We start from the raw sequence: 18,535 nt of genomic DNA on the forward strand, positions 1-18,535 counted from the left end.
CTCAAAAACGAGCCATCTTTTCAGTGCTACAGAATGAGTACGCCCGGTAGGCGGATTTCTCCGGCTACCGGGCGGCAGAGGCTGGTCAGTGCCCGGCCATTATTGGTCGCGCTTGACTTCCTTGAAGTCGGCGTCGACGACGTTGTCGTCCACCGGCTTCGCGTTGTCGGCCGCTTGCTGCTGGCCGGCGGCTTGTTGCGCCTGCATGTCGGCGTACATCTTCTCGCCCAGCTTCTGCGAGGCGGTCGACAGGGCTTCCGCCTTGGCGTCGATCGCGGCCTTGTCGCCATCCTTCAAGGTGTCTTCCAGGTCCTTGATGGCGGCTTCGATGCTTTCCTTCTCAGCCGCTTCAAGCTTGTCGCCATACTCGGTCAACGACTTGCGGGTGGCGTGCACCAGCGCGTCGGCCTGGTTGCGCGACTGCGCGAGTTCGGCAACGCGGTGGTCTTCCTCGGCGTTGGCCTCGGCATCCTTGACCATGCGCTGGATCTCGTCTTCCGACAGACCCGAATTGGCCTTGATGGTGATCTTGTTTTCCTTGCCGGTGCCCTTGTCCTTCGCGGACACATGCAGGATGCCGTTGGCGTCGATGTCGAACGTGACTTCGATCTGCGGCATGCCACGCGGCGACGGCGGGATCCCTTCAAGGTTGAACTCGCCCAGCGCCTTGTTGCCCGCGGCAATTTCGCGTTCGCCCTGGAACACCTTGATCGTCACGGCCGGCTGGTTGTCGTCGGCGGTCGAGAAGGTCTGCGAGAACCGGGTCGGGATCGTCGTGTTCTTCTGGATCATCTTCGTCATCACGCCGCCCAGGGTTTCGATACCCAGCGACAGCGGCGTCACGTCCAGCAGCAGCACGTCCTTGCGGTCGCCCGACAGCACGGAACCTTGGATGGCGGCGCCAGCGGCGACGGCTTCATCGGGGTTCACGTCCTTGCGCGGATCCTTGCCGAAGAATTCCTTCACCTTTTCCTGGACCTTGGGCATGCGGGTCATGCCGCCGACCAGGATCACGTCATCGATGTCGGAAACCTTCACGCCGGCGTCCTTGATGGCCACGCGGCACGGCTCGATCGTGCGTTCGATCAGTTCTTCGACCAGCGCTTCCAGCTTGGCGCGCGTGATCTTCAGGTTCAAGTGCTTCGGACCCGAGGCATCCGCCGTGATGTACGGCAGGTTGATTTCGGTCTGCTGAGCGGACGACAGTTCGATCTTGGCCTTTTCAGCGGCTTCCTTCAGGCGTTGCAGCGCCAGCACGTCCTTGGACAGATCGACGCCTTGCTCTTTCTTGAACTCGGCGATGATGTAGTCAATGATGCGCTGGTCGAAGTCTTCGCCGCCCAGGAAGGTGTCGCCGTTGGTCGACAGCACTTCGAACTGCTTTTCACCGTCAACGTCGGCGATTTCGATGATGGACACGTCGAACGTGCCACCGCCCAGGTCATAAACGGCGATCTTGCGGTCGCCCTTTTCGGTCTTGTCCAGGCCGAACGCCAACGCGGCCGCGGTGGGCTCGTTGATGATGCGCTTGACTTCCAGGCCGGCGATGCGGCCGGCGTCCTTGGTGGCCTGGCGCTGGCTGTCGTTGAAGTAGGCGGGCACGGTGATGACGGCCTCGGTCACTTCTTCGCCCAGGTAGTCCTCGGCGGTCTTCTTCATCTTGCGCAGCACGTCGGCCGACACTTGGGGAGGCGCCATCTTCTTGCCGCGCACTTCCACCCAGGCGTCGCCGTTGTCGGCGCGGGCAATGGTGTAGGGCATCAGGTTGATGTCCTTTTGCACCGCTTTTTCTTCAAACTTGCGACCGATCAGGCGCTTCACCGCATACAGGGTGTTGCGCGGGTTGGTCACGGCCTGGCGCTTGGCGGGAGCGCCGACCAGGGTCTCGCCGTCGTCCATGTAGGCGACGATCGAGGGGGTGGTGCGAGCACCTTCCGCGTTTTCAATGATTTTGACCTGCCCGCCGTCCATGACAGCCACGCAGCTGTTGGTCGTGCCCAGGTCAATGCCAATAATCTTGCTCATGGTGGGTACCTTGAATTAAATCTATGAAAATAGAGGGAAACTTCTTGTCCCCACATAACTGGGGCTACTCGCAGGGTTTTTCAAGACGCCTGGCCGGAATTTTCCGCACCCGGGTCCTGTAACCGCTGGATGGCCGCCGTGAACTGGGGCAATCCGGGCCAGCCGGTGATACGTCCAAGCCGCTTTCCAGCCCGGAACAATACAAAAGTGGGGACGCCATGCAGGGAAAAGCGACGGCCCAGGGGCTCGTCCGCATAGACATCGGCCTCGAACCAGGTCAGGCCCAGGCCTAGCAACGTTTCCTGGTGCAGCAACGCCGCCTGCTTGAAAAGATTGCAGTTATAGCAATCCTGGCCCCACAAAAACACGCAACGCAGGTCCGACCCCGGCGCCAGGACCACGGCCGCATCGAATCCGCCAGAGTCGACATGACGCATGCCGTACACCTGGAAGACCTGAGCCGGATCGAAACGAGGGTCGGTCATGGCGCGCTGGGCCGCAATCAGCCTTGGCCCGCGGACACCACCACCAGCGCCGGGCGCAGAGTACGGTCGGCGATGGCGTAGCCTTTTTGCAGCAGCTGCAGCACGGTGTTGGCGGGCTGTGCGTTGGGGATCGACGAAATGGCTTGATGCAGGTGCGGGTCGAACTTGTCGCCCTGGGCCGGCGCGATTTCCTTGAGCAGATTGCGCTCAAAGGCCGCGGCCAGTTGCTTCAGGGTGACTTCGACGCCTTCACGCAACGTTTCGACGGTCTGGTCGGGCTGGGCCAAGGCGGCTTCCAGGCTGTCCTTGACCGGAACCAGGCTTTCAGCGAACGACTCGATGCCGAATTTGCGCGCTTTGGACACTTCTTCCTGAGCGCGGCGGCGCACGTTCTCGGCTTCGGCCTGCACGCGCAGAAGCTGGTCGTGCTGTTCATTGACGGTGGCCTGGGCCGCGTCCAGCTGGGCGCGCAACTCGTCCAGCTCGGCCTGCGCGGCGTCCTGGGCGGCGGGGGCCGCGTCGGCGTTCTGGCCGACTTCGGGCGTCTGATCAACAGGCTCGTGGGGTGCCGTCATGGGGAATCCTCCAAAAAGAATGGCTTTCGCAGACATGAATGGGGGCCAATACCCCTATTTCAAGCCCGGGATAGCGAAATATTCCCTGACGGCGCCCGCCCGGACGCCCGGGCGGAGCACCCGCTTACTTCTTGTGGGGTTGGGCCGGCGCGACCGGGTCGCTGGCGGGGAAACTCTCTTTCAATGCGCGATCGACCCGGGCGTCGTCTTCGTCCGGCTCCGGCCGGACCGCGATGGGATCGCTGGCGGGAAAGGTCTCGGCCAGCGCTTCGTCCAGGTCGTGCTCGACCTGATCTTCGTCAACCGGGGTGGTAACCGTCCCCTTTTTCACGACCTTGCCGCTCTTGGGATCATGGTGCATGCGCCTTCTCCTTCAAGTCCGTGGTGGCCCGGGATGTCAGCGGCCAGCCCTGCAAGTTTCGTTCCACTATGCCGGCCAGGCCGGCGATCCAGGCGGGATCGTCGTTCAGTGCAGGGATGTAGCGGAATTGCTTGCCGCCTGCCTCGACAAACGCGTCGCGGCATTCCAGGCTGATCTCTTCCAGGGTTTCCAGACAGTCTGCCACAAATCCCGGGCACACCACATCCACCTCGGTCACCCCCGAGGCCGCCAGCGCCTTGAGCGTGGGTTCGGTGTAGGGCTCCAGCCAGCGGGCGGTGCCGAAGCGGCTCTGGAAGGTCACTTCGATCTGTTCGCGCGGCAGGGAAAGGCGTTGCGACAACAGGCGCGCGGAGTCCATGCAGTCGCGATAATAGGGGTCGCCCAGCTCGATCGAGTAGCGCGGCAGGCCGTGAAAGCTCATCACCAGCTTCTGCGGCTTGCCGTGTTCACGCCAGAAGGACTCGATCCGCGCGGCCAACGGGTCCAGCCACGCCGGGTCTTCGTGAAAGCGCTTGGTGAAGCGCAGTTCGGGCTGGTCTCGCAGGCGCCCGGCGTGCCGGGTCACCGCGTCGACCACCGTGGCCGTCGTGCTGGCGGCATATTGCGGATACAACGGCACGGTCAGGATGCGCTCGCAGCCCGCAGCGCGCAGGCGCGTGATCGCATCGGGAATCGACGGATTGCCATAGCGCATGCCCAATTCCACCACGGCATCAATGCCCGCCGCCTGCAACGCCGCGCGCACGCCGTCGGCCTGCCGCTGGCTATAGACCATCAGGGGCGAGCCCTCTTTCAGCCACACCCCGGCATAGCGCGGCGCCAGCTTCTTGGGACGCATGGTCAGCACCAGCCCATGCAGGATGGGCTTCCACAGGTAGCGGGGAATTTCGATCACGCGGGGGTCGGACAGGAATTCGCCCAGGTATTTCTTGATGCCCGCCTTGTCCGGGGTATCGGGCGTGCCCAGGTTCACCAGCAGCACGCCAACCTTGCCCGGGCCGCGCGGCGGAGGGTCTTCGTTGAAGGGGTCGTCCTGCTCGGTTTCCGGCAGATAGCGTTCAGGCCACAAGTACTTGAACAGGCGAAGAAACACGAAGACTCCCCTTCCTCCGCGAGGAGGATGTAGCTTTGAATGGAACTACTGGTTGTGGCTGAGCGCGTTGGACAACAGGCGCGCCGTGATGTCCACGATGGGAATGACGCGCTCGTAAGCCATGCGGGTGGGGCCGATCACGCCCAGCGTGCCCACCACCTTGCCATCCACGCCGTACGGCGCGGTAATGACCGAGACCTCTTCCATCGGCACAAGCTGCGAGTCGCCGCCGATGTAGATCTGCACCCCCTGTGCGCGGCTGGACACATCCAGCAATTGCAGCAGATCGGTCTTTTTTTCGAACAGCGAGAACATCTTGCGCAGCCGGTCCATATCGGACGCGATGTCCGTCACGTCCAACAGCTTGCGCTCGCCGGAAATAATCATGGCGTCGCCGTCTTCGGCCGCCTCCGCGCTGGCTTCCACCGCCGCCTGCATCAGGCGCGAGATATCTTCGCGCAGTTGGGCAAGTTCGGTGGACAGGGTCTGCCGCACGGCATTGAAGGACTTGCCGGCAAAATGCATGTTGAAGAAATTGCCGGCTTCCAGCAATTCGGCTTCGACATAATCGCGCTGCACGAACAGGATCCGGTTCTGGACGTCGCCATCGGGCGTGACGATGATCAGCAGCACCCGCTTGTCGGACAGACGGATGAATTCGATCTGGCGGAACACCTGGGCGCGCTTGGGGGTCAGCACCACCCCCGCGAACTGCGTCAGGTTCGACAGCAGCGCAGCCGCCGCATTGACGGCGCGGGTGGGTTCCGCAGCCGACAGCATTTCGCCCATATTGTGCGGCTGCAGCTGATAGGACTGCACGGCCAGCAAGGAATCGACGAACATGCGGTAACCCCGCGGCGTGGGGACACGGCCGGCGGACGTATGCGGGCTATGGATCAGCCCCAGCTCTTCCAGGTCCGCCATGACATTGCGGATCGTGGCCGGGGACAAGTCGAAGACTTTCGATAGCGTCCGCGAGCCGACGGGCTGCCCATCGGCGATGTAGCGTTCTATCAACGCTTTCAGTAGTGCGCGTGCGCGGTCATCCATAACAGGTATTTTAGGGAATCTTTTCCGATTAAGGCGATTTTTGTCCTGCACGCCGATATGCGGCCCCATATAATCGGCAAATCAGCCCGCCCCGGCGGGTTCCGGCATCCTGGTTTTGCCCTTTTTCGATAAGCACGCATCCATGCACTTTCCTACCGTCGCCCTGATCGGCAGATACCAGGACACCGGCCTGGACACCCCGCTGAGAGCGCTTGCGCACGCGCTGACGCAAGCGGGCCGGCACGTGCTCATCGACGCCGATACCGCCCGCAACACCGGCTTGACCGAGTATCCCGTCGCGACGCTCGAAGAAATCGGCAAGCGCGCGTCGCTGGCCGTCGTGATGGGTGGCGACGGCACCGTGCTGGGCGCGGGCCGGCATCTGGCGCCTTTCGGCGTGCCGCTGGTCGGCATCAACCACGGCCGATTGGGCTTCATCACCGACATCCCGCTGCAGGACGCGCATGGCGCATTGGCACGCGTGCTCGAAGGCAGCTTCCAGATCGAAGAGCGCATGCTGCTGGAAGGCAGCGTGTGGCGCGGCGACCAAAAAATGTATTCCGCGTCGGCCTTGAACGACGTCGTGCTGAACCGCGCCGGACGCGGCGGCATGATCGAGGTGCGCGTCGAGCTGGACGGCGCGTTCATGTACACGCAACGCGCCGATGGCCTGATCATCGCCACGCCCACGGGTTCCACCGCGTACGCGCTGTCCGCGAACGGTCCCATCCTGCACCCCGGCATGAACGCCATGGTGCTGGTGCCCGTGGCGCCGCAAACGCTGTCGAACCGCCCCATCGTGATTCCCGACACCGGCGTGCTGAACATGACACTGACGGCGATGGGCCGCGTGGAAGTTGGCGCCAGCGTGCATTTCGACATGCAGACGTGGTCGGACCTGCAACCCGGCGACCGCATCGTCGTGCAACGCGCGCCCCACACCATCCGCTTCGTGCATCCCGAGGGGTACAGCTTCTTTTCCACCCTGCGCCGCAAGCTGCACTGGAACCTGATGCCCCAAGCCACCGACAACGTAGAGTAGTAAGCGCCCCGACATGCTGCGCACCCTGCATATCCGCGACTTCGTCATCGTCGAACAGACCGAAATTCATTTTGGCCCCGGCTTCACCGTCTTCTCCGGCGAGACCGGCGCGGGCAAATCCATCCTGGTGGACGCGCTGGCGCTGACGCTCGGCGAACGCGGCGACGCCAGCATGCTGCGCGAAGGCGCGCCGCGCGCCGACATCACGGCGGTCTTCGACACGCCCAAATCGCTGCACGCCTGGCTGGCCGAGCGCCAGATCGACGCCGACGACGAACTGTCGCTGCGCCGCGTAATCGACGCGCAGGGCCGAAGCCGCGCCTACATCAACGGCACGCCCGCCACCGTGGCTCAGCTCCGCGAGCTGGGCGACAGCCTGGTCGACATCCACGGCCAGCACGCCCATCAAAGCTTGATGCGCCCCGATGCCCAGCGCGACCTGCTGGACGCCCACGGTGGCCATGGCGACCTGCGCCAGGCCGTCGGCCAGGCCTGGAAACAATGGCGCGCGGTGGCCCGCCAACTCGAGGCCGCCGAAAAAGACGCGGCCAGCCTTGCCACCGAGCGCGACCGCCTGCAATGGCAGGCCGACGAACTGGACCAATTGGCCTTGGGGCCCGACGAATGGGACGCGCTGCAATCCGAGCACACCCGCCTGTCGCACTCCCAATCGCTGTTGGACGGGGCGTCGCAAATCCTGGAAGCGCTGGACGGTGAAGGCGATTCCGCGCACCACCGCATCACGGCCGCCAACCACCGGATTCAGCAGATGCTGCGGCACGACCCGGGCCTGCAAGGCGTCCACGACGAGCTGGAATCCGCCCGCATCGCCATCAGCGAAGCCGTGTCGGACCTGAACAACTACGTCAGCCGCGTCGATCTGGATCCCAAGCGCCTGGCCGACGTGGAAGCGCGGCTGGGCCTGGTGTTTGAAACCGCGCGCAAATTCCGGGTCGAACCCAATGCGCTATGCGAACTGCGCGACTCGCTGCACGCCGAATTGGCCGCCTTGCAGGCCGCGGGCGACATCGACGCCTTGCGCGCCCAGTCCGCCGCCGCCCAGGCGCAATACGATGCCATGGCCGGCAAGCTCAGCACCGCCCGCCGCAAGGTTGCGAAAGACCTGGGCAAGCAGGTTACGCTGGCCATGCAGACGCTGGCCATGCAAGGCGGCAAATTCGAGCCCACGCTCACCGCGGCCGCGCCCTCGGCCCACGGTAATGAACAGGTCGAGTTCCTGGTGGCTGGCCATGCCGGCACCACGCCCCGCCCCCTGGCCAAAGTGGCCTCGGGCGGTGAACTGTCGCGCATCTCGCTGGCGCTTTCCGTCATCGCCAGCCGCGCGGCCCGCGTCCCCACGCTGATCTTCGACGAAGTCGACAGCGGCGTCGGCGGCGCGGTGGCCGAAGCCGTCGGCAAACTGCTGCGCGAACTGGGCGAACGCCATCAGGTGCTGTGCGTCACCCATTTGCCGCAGGTCGCCGCCTGCGGCAACAACCAATTCCTGGTCAGCAAGACCGAATCGCGCGGCACGACCCGTTCCAGCATCAAAGAGCTGGACGCCCCCGCCCGGGTCGAAGAGATCGCCCGGATGCTGGGCGGGATCAAGCTCACCGCCACCACCCGCGAACACGCCCGGGAAATGCTGGAAGGCTTCGGCCAACCGGCCGCCTGATTTCCGCTTACGCCTCACATCCCCTCCGCCCCGCCCGCTGCAATCACCACCCCCCCGTGGCCTGCGGGGCGTATTGCCGCGCCCATGAAAAAGCCCCTTCTACAGGAAGGGGCTTTTACTCTCACTCACCCGCGACGAGCGCGGCCGCGGGCGGTGCGACGGGGCGGCTTGGCTGCTTAGCGGCCTTTCAAGCAGCTGCCGCAGATGCCGTAAAGCACCATCGCATGGCTTTCCAGCGCGAAGCCATTGTCTTTGGCGATCTTTTGCTGGCGCTTTTCGATGTCCGGATCCGAAAACTCGACAACCTTGCCGCAGTTCGTGCAGATGAGGTGATCGTGGTGATCGCCATCATTGAGTTCGAACACGGCCTTGCCGCTGTCGAACTGGCTGCGGGCCAGGATGCCGGCCTGCTCGAACTGCGTCAGCACGCGATAGACAGTCGCCAGGCCGATTTCGACGTTTTCGCCGATCAGGGCGCGATAGACGTCTTCGGCGCTAAGGTGACGCTGGTCGGATTTACGGAAAATATCAAGAATCTTCAGGCGGGGAAATGTCGCCTTCAAACCCATGTTCTTCAGTTCGCTTTGGTCGCTCATGGTGTAATCGCTCTCCGTCCGCGTTGGCATGGGCAAGGATGTGGGGCGCGCCGCGAGCCGGCTCCCCTGAATTCATGCCGCCCCGCGGAACTATCCTTATGAAACCTTTATGATAACGGTTTTGTCTGCTTCCAAATAATAGGGGCGCGTAGTGTCCATGATTGCACGAATTCCCTCCCGCTCGCTGAAGACCGGATTGGCCGTTGCCGCCCTGGCCGTCGCCCTTGCCGGCTGCTCCGGGGACAAGTGGGGCTTCCCCTACAAGGCCGGCGTCCAGCAAGGCAACTGGATCACCCAGGAACAAGTCGCTCTGCTGCAGCCCGGCATGACGCGCGAACAGGTGCGCTTTGCGCTTGGCAGCCCCACGCTGACCAGCGTGCTGCACGCCAATCGCTGGGACTACCCCTACTACTACAAGCCCGGCTACGGCGAAGCCCGTGAACGCAAGTTCACCGTCTGGTTCGAGAACGACCGGCTGACCCGCTGGGAAGGCGACAAGCAGCCCGACCTGCAACCCTATCAGCTGAATACGCCCAGCGCCACGTCCGACGAAAAGGCCGACAAGCGCCTGGACCAGGACGAGGCCCGGTTGAAGGAAGAAGCGGACCAGCAGAAGCGTGATTCGGCCGCCCCGGTCAGCCCGCTGAACCAATACCCCGGCCAGCCCGGCAACGCGCCCGAGCCGCTCCGCTAACTCCAAGGATTCTTCTACATGCGTATTGCAATTGCCGGCGCCAGCGGCCGTATGGGCCAGATGCTGATCGATGCCGTCCTCAAGTCCTCCGGCCTGCAACTGACGGTTGCGCTGGACCGCCAGGGCTCGTCCGCCTTGGGCCAGGATGCCGGCGCCCCGCTGGGCCAACAGACCGGCGTGCCCATCACCGATGACCTCGACGCCCTGGCCCAAGCCGACTGCCTGATCGACTTCACCCGCCCCGAAGGTACGCTCGAGCACTTGCAAGCCTGCGTCAAGCACGGCACGCGCGCCGTGATCGGCACGACCGGCTTCGACGACAACGGCCGCGCCGCGATCGAAGTCGCCGCGCAGAAGATCGCCATCGTGTTCGCACCCAACATGAGCGTCGGCGTCAACGCCACGCTCAAGCTGCTGGACATGGCTGCCCGCATCCTGAATTCCGGCTACGACGTCGAAGTGTTCGAAGCGCACCACCGCAACAAGGTCGACGCGCCGTCGGGCACCGCCTTGAAGATGGGCGAAACCATCGCATCAGCCTGGGATGTCGCCCTGCCCGACGTGGCCACCTGGAGCCGCCATGGCGACACCGGCGTGCGCAAGCCCGGCACCATCGGCTTTTCGGTCTTGCGCGGCGGCGATATCGTGGGCGACCACACGGTGTCGTTCTGCGGCATCGGCGAACGCATCGAGATCACTCACCGTTCGGCCAGCCGCGCCACCTACGCCGAGGGCGCGCTGCGCGCCGCGCGCTTCCTGGAAGACAAGCACAACGGCCTGTACGACATGCAATCCGTGCTGGGCTTCTAAGGCCGGGCCGACACGAAAAAGGATCCCTCGGGATCCTTTTTTTTTGCCCGGAGAAAAGGCGGCCCAGGGCGGGCGAATACCGGAGGCGTCGGCAGCGGCCGCCGCTCAGACGACGACCGGCTCGGGCTCCAGCCTGACGCCATAGCGGTCGGCGACGGCCTGCTGAATCGCTTGCGCCAACCCCATGATGTCCGTCGCGGTGGCCCCGCCGCGGTTCACCAGCACGAGCGCCTGCCGGTCATGCACGCCCGCCGCGCCCAACGCCCGTCCCTTCCAGCCGCACTGATCAATCAGCCAGCCCGCGGCCAACTTGTAGCCCCCGTCCGGCTGGGCATAGGACACCAGCCCGGGAAACCGCTCCGCCAGGCTGTCGCGCACGCCCGCCGAGACGATGGGATTCTTGAAGAAGCTGCCCGCATTGCCGGTCACGGCAGGGTCGGGCAATTTGGCGCGACGGATCTCGCACACGGCGTCGAAAATGTCGCGCGCGGCCGGCGCCCCTTGTGCCAGTCGCGCATGGCGTTGCAGGTCCGGGTAGCCCAGCACGGGCTGCCATGGCCGGGGCAATGCGAAGCGCACGCTGACGATGATCCAGCGGCCGGGCGCGTCGTGCTTGAAGGCACTGTCGCGATAGGAAAAGCGGCAATCGTCCGCCTGCATTTCAACGAGCCGTCCCGCCGGCACGTCCCACGCTGTCAGGCTATGGAAGCGCGCATCGAACTCCACGCCATAGGCGCCGATGTTCTGCACGGGCGCAGCCCCCACCGTACCGGGGATCAGTGCCAGATTTTCCAGGCCGTCCCAGCCGTTGTCCACGCAGGTTCCCACGAAGCGATGCCAGTTCTCGCCGCCCGAGGCCTCGACCAGCCACGCATCGGGTCGCGCCTCAAGCAAGCGCACGCCCTTGAACGCCACCTGGGCCACCAGGCCCGGCACTCGCCGCGGCAGCACCACATTGCTGCCGCCCCCCAGCACAAGCAGCGAGTCGGCCTGCCGCGCAAGCGCCGACAACGCGGGCAATTGCGCAGGGTCGCTCAACGTGACGAACGCGTCGGACTGGGACACCAGGCCCAAGGTATTGAGCCGGGTCAGGTCTTGGGCAGCGGGGATCAACGCAACAGGCGCGGCGTTGGAGGGGGCAGGATTTGACATGGGTGCTACTGGCTATGCTATAGTTTCTGTCTTCGCTCATATTACTTGATTGAGTGTTTGGGCCTGATGTTCACGCAACGCCATGCTCATGACAAACTCAAAAAAATCATGTAAGATGCGCGCCTTCTGATCGATAACCAAGTTGATCAGAGTGAATAAGAAAAAGGTTCTGGATCGTTTTTTCAGAATCCACGCGGGAGTAGCTCAGTTGGTAGAGCGCAACCTTGCCAAGGTTGAGGTCGCGAGTTCGAGACTCGTCTCCCGCTCCAAATTCAGATTTGCAGCGTTTTTTTGAAAATTCTGCAAATCATTAAAAAGGGCCTGCGGGCCCTTTTTTCATGCCCGCTCGATACGCATGCATGTCGCAAGCTCTCCTCGCCGCGTGCAAACTTTTTAAATTTCTGTATACTTCCGCCTCTCTTGCAAAGAACAACGTTTCGGGTTGCACAAATCCAGATGTCTTCAGCGCGGGAAAATGCGGGAGTAGCTCAGTTGGTAGAGCGCAACCTTGCCAAGGTTGAGGTCGCGAGTTCGAGACTCGTCTCCCGCTCCACATTCAAAAAGGCCCAGACTTCGGTTTGGGCCTTTTGCTTTGTGTGCGGGTTTAGCCATGGCGGGTTTAGCAACGGCGGATTTTGCAAAGAGGACATAGGCGATGGACAGCGTATTAATCCTGCTGATGGTGGCCTTGGCATGGCAAGTGTTGCGCGTGCGCTACCAGCGCGCGCGCATCGCCTTGCTGGGGCGGCATTTGGGCAGCTTGCAGCTTGAGCGTCACATGGAAACGCTGACGCAAGGCTACTCGCGCGCCATTCGCGAAGAAACCGAATCGCGCCAGCTGCAGGTGCTGGAAACTTTTGCCCAGACCGAACGCGCCATGGCATCACAGGCAAACTCGCTGGCCAACGCGATGCAAAAGGAAAGCCCGCAGGCCGCCCGCATATCTATGCTCTCGCTTTGCGTGCCGTACATCGAACGCTTTGTTCCTGCGGTAACCCGGGATTTTCGTGAACTGCTGCACATCCACGCAGCCGGGCTGCGTCACGTCGTGGACAACGAAGATCACCTGGACGCGAAAGCCCGCGCGTTCCAACTCTCGGCAGAGCTATATCTGCTGCAGCACAGCTGCCATTGGTTCTGCAAATCTCGCGCAGTGGCCGATGCGCGATTGATGCTGCGGCATCAGGTCAACCATCAAAAAGTGCTGGAATCGGTATCTGCGGCGACCCGCCACGCCTATCAGCAATGGCAGCGTGGCGATGAACGCTAATTCCGCCCCGCCCCTTTTTCCACACAAGCCAAAATTTTCGTGTATAATTGCTGTCTTTGGTGGAGACGGGTTCGGAGATAACTTCAAAGAACCAGCAAGCAGAGAACAAGCAAAAAGCTTCTGCGGACCTTCACCAAACATGCAGCGATGCATGTGGTACTGATGTATGGGGTACCGATGCATGTAGTACCAATGCATGCGGTACTGAAATAGGTACCAAGCAATATAGCAGTACAAAGCGGGAGTAGCTCAGTTGGTAGAGCGCAACCTTGCCAAGGTTGAGGTCGCGAGTTCGAGACTCGTCTCCCGCTCCAAATACAAAAAGGAAGCAACGGCCAACACCGCGCTTCCTTTTTTCTTGCAAGTGCTGGCGCAATGGCAGAGTGGTCATGCAGCGGATTGCAAATCCGTGTACGTCGGTTCGATTCCGGCTTGCGCCTCCAGCATCTTTTCCCCCTCCCCCTGCATTTCGTTACGCATCCCTACGCGCCGTCAATCGAATGATTGCTATGGTGACGCCGTTTTCATTTGACGTCGAACCCATGCACCGCATCCTGATTTTCCGCGGCCGTTCCCGCACGTATTTCCGCGCATCTTCCCCTTTGCTGGCCTTGTCGACCGCCGCGCTGCTGTCGCTTGCGCCGCTGACGGCCGAAGCTGATTCCGACCGCCATGAGCATCGCCACGGTCGCGAATACAAAGAGAAGTACTGGGAAGGCAACTGCCGGGTCGAGCGCAAATGGAAGCGCAACGGCGAATACCAGGAAAAGCGCAAATGCCGTGACGATTATCATCAGGGCTACATGGCGCCGCCGCAGGTCATCATGCCCATGGCCGCGCCCGCGATCGTCATCACCCCTCCCCCCATCATCATCCGGCCCTGAACATGGATCAATCGGTGAAGGACGCCATCGCCCGGTGGCCCGACGTGCCCGCGGTATTCGGTTGGTTGTCGCTGGACGGCCGCGGCCGCTGGCGCCTGCACCCGCAAGGCCAGGCCACGCAAGGCGGCGAAGGCGAGTCCATCACCAATACCCAGATCCTGGAATTCATCAACCGCAACTACGGGCATGACCACGCGGGCAGATGGTTCTTTCAGAACGGGCCGCAGCGCGTCTTCGTGCGCCTGGACGCCGCCCCGTTCGTGCTGCGGTTAAGCGACGACAACGGCCACCTGGTCACCCATACGAATGTGCCGGTTGAATCCATCAGCGGATGGTGGCTGGACGACGCAGGCCAGCTGTATGCGATGACGCAGGCGGGTGGAGGCATCGTGCTGGACCGGGACCTGCCCGCGCTGCTGGAGAAGCTTGTCGCGGAACCGGGGAAGCCCTTGCTGGACGCGCTGGCCGATCTGGCACCCGGCCAGTCCATTGCCGTCTCTTGGCCCGGGGCCTACCCGGCCGCGCCACTGCGGCCGATCACCAGGCAGGCGGTCGTGCAGCAATTGGCATTCGACCCCAACCCTGCTGCCCAGCCTTAGAACATGCCGTTGGCATTGGCGGACTGCTCGGGAATGGGCTGCACCGCATCCCAATGCTCGACGATCTTGCCCTGCTCCAAGCGAAAGATATCGATGATGGCGTTGCCGCGCGAGCCGGGTTCGCGCACCGCGTGCACGTGCAGGATCACATAATCGCCATCGGTGAAGACGCGCTTGATCTCGCTGTGCGAGGCCGGGAATTTATCGCGCAGGAAGGCGACGAACTTGCGAAAGCCCTCGGGGCCGTCGGCCGCGTTGGGATTGTGCTGCACATAGCGGTCGCCCACATATTTCAGCGCGGCATCCGCATCCTTCTGATTCAGTCCCTTCTCGTAGAAAGCCAGCACCGCGGCCTTGTTGGCGGCCTCTTGCTCGGGGCTTGCCTGCACGGCGGGCGACAAGGCGGCGGCACACAACAACGCGCCCATGGCGCGTCGGATCAGTGGCATCGGAACAATCATCGGGACTCCTGAATGAAAAAAGGCGGCCGGCTCATTCTATGAGCCGGCCGCCCTATCCACCATGGCCGTGTCGATAGACAGTCTGGTGCGCGCAGCGATCAGCCGCGGCCGCTTTTGACCAACGCGAACTTGCCGTCGCCCAGCAGCGCCAGCACGGCCGCCGCCACCGTCAGGAAGATCGGATATTCCCAACCGCCGCCGGCGTTGCCGAAACCCCAGCCATTACCGAAGTGGACGGTCGAGGCCACGAACAATTGCACCACCGCGATGGCGGCAACCCAGCGCGGCACGACACCCAGGATCAACAGCGCGCCCGCGGCGACTTCAAAGAACGTAACCGGGTAAGCCAGCCAGCCGGCGAAGCCGATCTTGGCAAAAAACTGCGCGGTGCCGGGCAGCGTGAACACCAATAGCTTGGTCAAGCCGTGGGCGAGGAACATGACGCCAAGGGCGACACGCAGCAACAGCGCGGCGTAGGGCGCGGTACGGGTATCAATCATTGCGCTCTCCTTGAGCGGTGCAGGAACCGCCCAAAGCGGGGCGATTCATCTTGGCCGCTATTCTTGCGATTCCAAAAACAAAGATAAACATGCAGAATTGCAAATTATTGTTCCCCGTTAGGAAACAATCTTGGACACCCACACCGCCATGCAGACCTTCGCCAAGGTCGTGGAACTGGGCTCATTCGCGGCCGCGGCCGACAAAATGGGGCAGGCGCGGTCCGTCGTGACGCGGCAGATCGCCTACCTGGAACAGAAGTACGGCGTGCGCCTCTTGAACCGCACCACGCGCAAGCTCAGCATGACCGACGCAGGCCGTGCCTTCTACGACCGCGTCCGGCCGATCCTGGCCGAAGTCACTGACCTGGAACTGTCGCTGCAAGCCGAAGGCCAGCGCCCCAGCGGCCGGCTGCGAGTGAGCGCGCCGGTGTCGTTCGGCATCCTGCACCTGGGACCCGCGATTGCCGAGTATCTGCTGCGCTACCCCGACGTCATCATCGACCTGGACCTGAGCGACCGGGTGGTCGATCTGGTGGAAGACGGATTCGACGTGGCGGTGCGTATCGGCCCGCTATTGGATTCTTCTCTGGTGGCGCGCCCGCTGGCGCCGCAGCAACTGCGGGTCTGCGCGGCGCCGGCCTATCTGGCCCGCCACGGCACGCCCACAACGCCTGAAGACCTGAAGCAGCACCGCTGCCTGCACTACGCCTACGCCAGTACCGGCAACGAATGGCACTTCGAGAAAGACGGCGTCACGCATCTGGTCCGCGTGAACGCCGCCCTGCGCGCCAATAACGGCGACGTACTGCGCACGGCTTCGCTGGCGGGGCACGGCGTCATCCTGCAACCTGAATTCCTGGTGGGAGACGATATCCGCGCCGGGCGGCTGGTGACGCTGCTTGCCGACTACGCGCACACGCCGATTTCCATGTACGCCATCTATCCCCATCGGCGCTTCCTGTCGCCCAAGGTACGGTCTTTCATCGAACACCTGGAAGCGCGATTCGGCAACCCGGCCCCTGCCGCCCCGGGACGGCGCGCCAGTCCCCGCCGCAGCCGTTAGAATCCTACCCATGACCGCCAAACCGTCCATCGAATACTTCCCCGCCCCCCGCCGATCGCTTTTCTGCAGCCAGTGCGGCACGCCCGTCAACCGCCGGGTGCCGGAAGGCGACAACCGTGAACGCGACATCTGCGATCACTGCGGCGCGATCCACTACCAGAATCCGCGTCTGGTGGTCGGCACGGTCCCGGTCTGGGAAAACCGCGTCCTGCTTTGCCGGCGCGCGATTGAACCGCGCTACAACACCTGGACACTGCCTGCGGGCTTCATGGAGCTAAGCGAGAGCACCGCGCAAGGCGCCGCCCGCGAGACGCTGGAGGAATCCGGCGCGCACATCAAGCTGGGAGAGCTCTACACCCTGATCGACCTGCCTCAGATCGACCAGGTGCACGTGTTCTACCTGGCTCAGGCGCTGGGCCCCGAACTGGACCCCGGCCCTGAAAGCCTGGAAGCCCGGTGGTACGACGAAGCCGAGATTCCCTGGGACGATCTGGCTTTCCGCACCGTCGCCACGACGCTGCGGCACTACTTCGAAGACCGCAAGCAAGGCGTCTTCGTTCCCCACCACTACACCCTAGAATCGCACCGTTGAAGCTGCCCTGGCTTGCCGTCGACACTCCGTTTCCACCAGCGGAACTTGCGCTGACGGAGCCTGACGGCCTGCTGGCGGCGGGCGCGGACCTGTCCCAGGAACGGCTGATCCAGGCGTACTCCAACGGCATCTTCCCCTGGTATTCGGAAGGCGAGCCCGTGCTGTGGTGGAGCCCCGATCCCCGCATGGTGCTGGCGCTTGCCGACTTTTCGCCGTCGCATTCGCTGCGCAAGCTGCTGCGGCAGATCTCCAGCCAGGAACACGACGCGTCGCCGCGCGTTCAGGTACGCGTGGACACGGTTTTCCCAGAGGTGATGGCGCATTGCGCCGCGCCGCGCGACGGCCAGCCCGGCACCTGGATCACCGGCCCCATGCAACAGGCCTACGCGGGCTGGCACCAGGCCGGATATGTGCACAGCATCGAGACCTGGATCGACGGCGAACTGGCGGGCGGCCTGTATGGCATCAGCCTGGGCCGCATGTTCTTCGGGGAATCCATGTTCACGCGCGTGCCCAACGCGTCGAAGATCGCGCTGGCCTACCTGGTGCGTTACCTGAGCGGTCACGGCGTGGCGTGCATCGATTGCCAGCAACAGACGCGGCACTTGGCCAGCCTGGGCGCGCGGCCGATTTCCCGGACGCAGTTTCTGCAGCATGTGCGCCACGCGACGGCGCAAACGCCCATTCCCTGGACCCGGGGAATCCTGGACAGCAGCGGGCGCCTCACGCCCGATGCCACATCCAACGCCGACTTAGGCGTTAATATGTAGCCATCCGTCGCGGACTTGTCGTCGCGATGCGCAATCCCCCATGAGCCAGCTCAAAGAACTTCCCTTCTCCACGCTGCAGTTCTACGCAACCGCTCCCTACCCTTGCAGCTACTTGCCAGGTCGCCAGGCTCGGTCGCAGGTTGCCGCGCCCGGCCATCTGATCAACGCCGGCACCTATTCCCAACTGGTCGAGCAAGGCTTCCGCCGCAGCGGCCTGTTCACGTACCGTCCCCATTGCGACAACTGCCAGGCCTGTGTGCCCGTGCGCGTGGACACCGCCGGGTTCGCCCCCAACCGCAGCCAGCGCCGCGCTTGGCGAGATCACCAGGACCTGCAATCTTTCGTCGCCGAACTGGCGTGGTCGCCCGAACATTACCGGCTGTATACGCGTTATCAACAGGGGCGGCACCCGGGCGGCGGCATGGACGAAGACAGCCGCACCCAATATGCGCAATTCCTGCTGACCAGCCGCGTGAACACGCGCCTGGTGGAATTCCGCGACCCCGAAGGGGTGCTGATGATGGTCTCCATCATCGACGTGCTGGACGACGGCCTGTCGTCGGTCTACACGTTCTACGACCCCGATGTCGAGGGTAGCCTGGGCACCTACAGCATCCTGTGGCAGATCGAGCAATGCCGTAATCTGAACCTGCCCTGGCTGTACCTGGGCTATTGGATCAAGGACAGCCGAAAAATGTCCTATAAGTCCAGCTTCCACCCCGCGCAGTTCCTGGCCGACGGCGAATGGCGCGACCAGGTTGTTCCGTCCCCCTGATTTCTCCCGCCACGGGGGCCATGCGCCCCCGGTCCCGCCGCA

General features: G+C 63.4%; 21 protein-coding genes and 4 tRNA genes. 15 read left to right on the forward strand and 10 right to left on the reverse strand.

The window, feature by feature from the left end; all coding sequences use genetic code 11:
* Positions 1-99: 99 nt before the first annotated feature.
* The 6 genes from dnaK to hrcA all read right to left on the reverse strand — a co-directional run bounded on the left by dnaK (position 100) and on the right by hrcA (position 5,610).
* Positions 100-2,025, reverse strand: coding sequence for a molecular chaperone DnaK (gene dnaK / locus CQ050_RS02940; RefSeq protein WP_105555316.1), 1,926 nt, complete (start codon positions 2,023-2,025; stop codon positions 100-102).
* 80 nt (positions 2,026-2,105) lie between these two features.
* Complete coding sequence (locus CQ050_RS02945; protein WP_105555317.1) at positions 2,106-2,510, reverse strand: thioredoxin family protein; 405 nt, start codon at positions 2,508-2,510, stop codon at positions 2,106-2,108.
* A gap of 17 nt (positions 2,511-2,527) precedes the next feature.
* Complete coding sequence (gene grpE, locus CQ050_RS02950) at positions 2,528-3,085, reverse strand: nucleotide exchange factor GrpE (protein WP_105555318.1); 558 nt, start codon at positions 3,083-3,085, stop codon at positions 2,528-2,530.
* 124 nt (positions 3,086-3,209) lie between these two features.
* Positions 3,210-3,446: a hypothetical protein gene (locus CQ050_RS02955; protein ID WP_105555319.1), complete on the reverse strand. Its 237-nt coding sequence runs from the start codon at positions 3,444-3,446 to the stop codon at positions 3,210-3,212.
* Positions 3,436-4,560 (reverse strand): ferrochelatase, encoded by a 1,125-nt coding sequence (gene hemH, locus CQ050_RS02960; RefSeq protein WP_105555320.1) that lies wholly within the window; start codon positions 4,558-4,560, stop codon positions 3,436-3,438. The genes CQ050_RS02955 and hemH overlap by 11 nt, the downstream gene beginning before the upstream one ends.
* A 45-nt stretch (positions 4,561-4,605) precedes the next feature.
* Positions 4,606-5,610 carry a heat-inducible transcriptional repressor HrcA gene (hrcA, locus tag CQ050_RS02965; protein ID WP_006223542.1) on the reverse strand — a complete coding sequence of 335 codons (1,005 nt, stop codon included), beginning with the start codon at positions 5,608-5,610 and terminating at the stop codon, positions 4,606-4,608.
* A 142-nt stretch (positions 5,611-5,752) separates the two neighbouring features.
* Here hrcA and CQ050_RS02970 point away from each other — a divergent pair, with 142 nt between their 5' ends.
* Together CQ050_RS02970 and recN are read left to right on the forward strand one after the other, a co-directional pair.
* The gene (locus CQ050_RS02970; RefSeq protein ID WP_105555574.1) at positions 5,753-6,652 is read left to right on the forward strand and encodes an NAD kinase; all 900 of its coding nucleotides are present in this window, start codon (positions 5,753-5,755) and stop codon (positions 6,650-6,652) included.
* Positions 6,653-6,665: 13 nt separating this feature from the next.
* A complete protein-coding gene (gene recN / locus CQ050_RS02975) occupies positions 6,666-8,327 on the forward strand; it encodes a DNA repair protein RecN (protein WP_105555321.1) in 1,662 nt (553 codons plus the stop codon).
* Between the two features lie 176 nt (positions 8,328-8,503).
* Here the strand turns inward: recN and fur are convergent, their stop codons facing one another.
* Positions 8,504-8,923 (reverse strand): ferric iron uptake transcriptional regulator, encoded by a 420-nt coding sequence (fur, locus tag CQ050_RS02980; protein ID WP_006223539.1) that lies wholly within the window; start codon positions 8,921-8,923, stop codon positions 8,504-8,506.
* A gap of 157 nt (positions 8,924-9,080) precedes the next feature.
* Between fur and CQ050_RS02985 the strand changes: the two genes are divergently transcribed.
* A complete protein-coding gene (locus CQ050_RS02985; RefSeq protein ID WP_105555322.1) occupies positions 9,081-9,617 on the forward strand; it encodes an outer membrane protein assembly factor BamE in 537 nt (178 codons plus the stop codon).
* An 18-nt stretch (positions 9,618-9,635) separates the two neighbouring features.
* The gene (dapB, locus tag CQ050_RS02990) at positions 9,636-10,427 is read left to right on the forward strand and encodes a 4-hydroxy-tetrahydrodipicolinate reductase (RefSeq protein WP_105555323.1); all 792 of its coding nucleotides are present in this window, start codon (positions 9,636-9,638) and stop codon (positions 10,425-10,427) included.
* 105 nt (positions 10,428-10,532) lie between these two features.
* Here the strand turns inward: dapB and murB are convergent, their stop codons facing one another.
* The gene (gene murB / locus CQ050_RS02995) at positions 10,533-11,579 is read right to left on the reverse strand and encodes a UDP-N-acetylmuramate dehydrogenase (RefSeq protein WP_105555324.1); all 1,047 of its coding nucleotides are present in this window, start codon (positions 11,577-11,579) and stop codon (positions 10,533-10,535) included.
* Between the two features lie 193 nt (positions 11,580-11,772).
* Here murB and CQ050_RS03000 point away from each other — a divergent pair.
* The 7 genes from CQ050_RS03000 (at position 11,773) to CQ050_RS03030 (ending at position 14,332) form a co-directional block, all read left to right on the forward strand.
* A tRNA-Gly gene (locus CQ050_RS03000) sits at positions 11,773-11,848 on the forward strand.
* A 208-nt stretch (positions 11,849-12,056) separates the two neighbouring features.
* Positions 12,057-12,132, forward strand: a tRNA-Gly gene (locus tag CQ050_RS03005).
* A 102-nt stretch (positions 12,133-12,234) separates the two neighbouring features.
* The gene (locus CQ050_RS03010) at positions 12,235-12,849 is read left to right on the forward strand and encodes a hypothetical protein (protein ID WP_105555325.1); all 615 of its coding nucleotides are present in this window, start codon (positions 12,235-12,237) and stop codon (positions 12,847-12,849) included.
* 238 nt (positions 12,850-13,087) lie between these two features.
* Positions 13,088-13,163 (forward strand) — tRNA-Gly (locus CQ050_RS03015).
* A 55-nt stretch (positions 13,164-13,218) separates the two neighbouring features.
* Positions 13,219-13,292, forward strand: a tRNA-Cys gene (locus CQ050_RS03020).
* A 66-nt stretch (positions 13,293-13,358) separates the two neighbouring features.
* On the forward strand, positions 13,359-13,733 hold the full coding sequence (locus tag CQ050_RS03025) for a hypothetical protein (RefSeq protein ID WP_105555575.1): 375 nt from the start codon (positions 13,359-13,361) through the stop codon (positions 13,731-13,733).
* A 2-nt stretch (positions 13,734-13,735) separates the two neighbouring features.
* Positions 13,736-14,332 carry a DUF2946 family protein gene (locus CQ050_RS03030; protein WP_105555326.1) on the forward strand — a complete coding sequence of 199 codons (597 nt, stop codon included), beginning with the start codon at positions 13,736-13,738 and terminating at the stop codon, positions 14,330-14,332.
* Here the strand turns inward: CQ050_RS03030 and CQ050_RS03035 are convergent.
* Both CQ050_RS03035 and CQ050_RS03040 read right to left on the reverse strand, forming a co-directional pair.
* Positions 14,329-14,760 (reverse strand): nuclear transport factor 2 family protein, encoded by a 432-nt coding sequence (locus CQ050_RS03035; protein WP_199196729.1) that lies wholly within the window; start codon positions 14,758-14,760, stop codon positions 14,329-14,331. The genes CQ050_RS03030 and CQ050_RS03035 overlap by 4 nt on opposite strands.
* Before the next feature lie 131 nt (positions 14,761-14,891).
* Positions 14,892-15,293: a DoxX family protein gene (locus tag CQ050_RS03040; RefSeq protein WP_105555327.1), complete on the reverse strand. Its 402-nt coding sequence runs from the start codon at positions 15,291-15,293 to the stop codon at positions 14,892-14,894.
* Between the two features lie 130 nt (positions 15,294-15,423).
* Between CQ050_RS03040 and CQ050_RS03045 the strand changes: the two genes are divergently transcribed.
* From CQ050_RS03045 to CQ050_RS03060, 4 genes are read left to right on the forward strand one after another with little or no spacing between them, the layout of a single operon-like run.
* Positions 15,424-16,356 (forward strand): LysR family transcriptional regulator, encoded by a 933-nt coding sequence (locus CQ050_RS03045; protein WP_233213779.1) that lies wholly within the window; start codon positions 15,424-15,426, stop codon positions 16,354-16,356.
* Between the two features lie 10 nt (positions 16,357-16,366).
* Complete coding sequence (locus CQ050_RS03050; RefSeq protein ID WP_105555328.1) at positions 16,367-16,948, forward strand: NUDIX hydrolase; 582 nt, start codon at positions 16,367-16,369, stop codon at positions 16,946-16,948.
* On the forward strand, positions 16,945-17,718 hold the full coding sequence (gene aat / locus CQ050_RS03055; protein WP_105555329.1) for a leucyl/phenylalanyl-tRNA--protein transferase: 774 nt from the start codon (positions 16,945-16,947) through the stop codon (positions 17,716-17,718). The genes CQ050_RS03050 and aat overlap by 4 nt, the downstream gene beginning before the upstream one ends.
* A 40-nt stretch (positions 17,719-17,758) precedes the next feature.
* Positions 17,759-18,493: an arginyltransferase gene (locus CQ050_RS03060; RefSeq protein ID WP_105555330.1), complete on the forward strand. Its 735-nt coding sequence runs from the start codon at positions 17,759-17,761 to the stop codon at positions 18,491-18,493.
* The last annotated feature ends 42 nt before the right edge of the window (positions 18,494-18,535 follow it).

The organism is Achromobacter sp. MYb9, from assembly GCF_002975275.1.
Classification (GTDB): domain Bacteria; phylum Pseudomonadota; class Gammaproteobacteria; order Burkholderiales; family Burkholderiaceae_B; genus Achromobacter.